Below are 2,758 nucleotides of genomic sequence, written 5' to 3' on the forward strand. Positions count from 1 at the left end.
ATCCATTATCCATTATCCATTATCCATTATCCATTATCCATTATCCATTAATGAACATTCTTATGTGTACCTAATTTACCTGAAATATTCTGTATATAACTGTTGAAGCGAGAATATTTTCCGTGCAGAATAGTGCACCACAAAATCTCCCCTTGTTCTCTATACCCTAAAATGAAAAAATTTCCCTAGTGCAGGATGGCGGAAATAACTAACCAGTTAAAAAAGGTTCAAAAGCTTATACAATAACCTTTCTTCCCTTCTACCTCCTGCCTTCTGCCTTTTTGCGCTAGTTTCAGACCAAATTTTTCGGTGAATTTCAACTACGGAATTAATTGACTTACAATTACTTGATAACGCCTATCATCCAACCCATCACCATTGTAAGCAAATTCAGGACTAATCATTTGTTTCATTTGCTCGATCCTCGCCGATGTTGCCGGATGAGTGCTAAGAAAAGATGGTGGAGAACCTTTTTTTAACAATTTTTCCATAAATGTAATTGCACCATACTGAGCATATCCCGCTCTACCTAATGTTTCAATACCTATTGCATCAGCTTCAAATTCTGCCTCCCTACTGTTAGGCCGACGTAATGCTAATTCTACCCCAACTTGGACAGCAACACTATCATCCACACCTGCTGCAGTCGCCAAACCCTGGGCCAATAATGTCTGACGTAATTGTTTTACCGCATGACGACTAGCAATATGGGCAATTTCGTGAGAAACTACACTAGCTAATTCTGCTTCGTTCTCTGCAGCTTTCATTAAACCAGTATTAATATAGACAAAACCTCCCATAGTGGCAAAAGCATTTATACTGTCATCCTCTACTACTTGAAAAGTATAGGGAATGTCTGGACGGGGACTGGCAGCAGCCAACCTTTGGCCAATTCTATTAATATATTCGTTAGCTGCGCGATCGCGATAAAGTCTAACATTTCTTTTTTTCAATATTTGTTGATTAATTTGTTTACCAAGTTCAACTTCTTGGCGGTCAGACAGGTTAGAAATTTGAATCATCTGAATGCTCTGGAAAATTAATTCCCTCCAGGGAATAGCTTGACTGGGAGATGCTGTACCTGCACATAAACCAGCAGCAACCATTACAGATATTAAGGGATATGATGCTTTACGAAAGGAAGAACGAGTAATTAGAGATAGTTTTTTCAACATAAGCTTTTAGATTAAAAGATACTATATTTTAGATTTATTGCAGAAGAAAGAAGGAAAAAGAAGAAGGAAGAACCGAAGTTGGAAAAATCTTATAGCAATGTGCGCTGGCATATTTACAAATTACAGGAGGTGTCCAATAGCTAAAATCTTATATTATCGGCAATTTATTCCCCCATATGAGCTGTTGCCTGTTGCCTGTTGCCTGTTGCCTGCACGCAGTGCTATACCTTGTCTTAATTTTAAGCTTTTGATTTTTCCTAACCTTTCCTTCCACTGCTATATGTCCTAATTTTTCCTTCAAGTACTATTACAAATAAATGAGTGAATGATATTTGCTTGTTGTTGTCATTTACTACAACAGTTATTAATAGCTTTTCCGCAAAGCTAAAATTTAATTTTACTACCGAAGATAAAGGAGTTTTTTATTAGCTAAACTTCCTTATATTCACCTACTGAACTTATGTTTTAAAGTAAGCATTTCCTGCGGAATGCTGCGCAAAAAGCTATTAGCTGTCAGCGGTCAGCAATTAGTAATGAGTAATTACTGCTAAGGTTTAGGAAGAGACTTTGCCAGTAACTTTTATTCTTTCTCAATTTTAAAGGTTGCTTTTATCTTCCTTAAAATTAATAGCTGATAGCTAATAGCTGACGGCTGTTTGCTTACATTATTTGTGTTTTGCTAAACATGATATAAGTGGTAATATCTCTGAGAGGGTATTTTCTGAGTGAAAGTTATCAATGTTTATTACTTAGCTATCCTGCTTAACCACAAAGCAATGGCAGTCAATGAGCAACTTTGCTAAGTGGGTTTAGGTAAACAAAAAAAGCTATTTAGAGAGCATTCGGTAGTTAACGCTAATTTATGTAGTAATTAGTTATTTCTAGTTTGCTATCTCTAATTTAACATTTTCAACCTTGTCATTATTAGTTGATGAAATTATGAAAATTCTGGATTCTCAAGGACGATTATTTGGTAAAGTCAGTGTCTTAGATGTGGGCGCTGTGTTAATAATTTTAATGGTATTACTGGGAATATTTATCTTTCCTGGTACTAATAAAACCTCTGTTGCTCAAGTGGGTAATATTATTAGTAAACCAGTGGAAGTAGATGCTATTGTTTTAGGTTTAAAAGGGCGCAACCCGGAAAAATTATTAAGGGAAGGGGAGAATACTCAATTAATTATTAGAAATCAACCTTATGGAGAAGTTAACCTAAAATCTGTAGAGTTTTTGACTCGAAAAGTGGCAGTTCCTCAGCCGGATGGCTCGGTCAAAGCTTTACCCGATCCTAGAGAAGAAGAACTTTTTAGTCAGAATCTTTTGTTAACATTGGAAGGTAAAGGTAGAGTGACTGACGATGGACCGATATTAGGAAATATTAAGGTAAAAATTGGTATGACAATTGAGTTGGAGGGAGCGGATTATAATTTTAATGCTAGTGTAATTGATATCAGAGTAAAAGAGTAATTTACTGATTTATATTGAAGTTAAATTGGGTGTGTTTTGCTCCGCAAAATATGCGCTAAAGCAAAATGCACCATGATTTTTATTAAAGTTTTTATGAAGTTACAAGTAAGCTAAAA

The 2,758-nt window shown here is 35.6% G+C and carries 2 protein-coding genes; one reads left to right on the forward strand and one right to left on the reverse strand.

The genetic code is table 11. The features are described 5' to 3' along the window. Positions 1 to 320 precede the first annotated feature (320 nt). Positions 321 to 1,175, reverse strand: coding sequence for a M48 family metallopeptidase (locus tag AC3DU7_RS30465; RefSeq protein ID WP_488042978.1), 855 nt, complete (start codon positions 1,173 to 1,175; stop codon positions 321 to 323). Between the two features lie 939 nt (positions 1,176 to 2,114). Between AC3DU7_RS30465 and AC3DU7_RS30470 the strand changes: the two genes are divergently transcribed. Continuing rightward, complete coding sequence (locus tag AC3DU7_RS30470) at positions 2,115 to 2,642, forward strand: DUF4330 domain-containing protein (RefSeq protein ID WP_488042979.1); 528 nt, start codon at positions 2,115 to 2,117, stop codon at positions 2,640 to 2,642. The last annotated feature ends 116 nt before the right edge of the window (positions 2,643 to 2,758 follow it).

The sequence above is a fragment of the Okeania sp. genome (assembly GCF_983059655.1).

Bases quoted from the DNA above. Each gene is read 5' to 3' on its own strand.
- AC3DU7_RS30470 (WP_488042979.1), top strand. From the start codon at position 2,115: ATGAAAATTCTGGATTCTCAAGGACGATTATTTGGTAAAGTCAGTGTC.
- AC3DU7_RS30465 (WP_488042978.1), bottom strand. From the start codon at position 1,175: ATGTTGAAAAAACTATCTCTAATTACTCGTTCTTCCTTTCGTAAAGCA.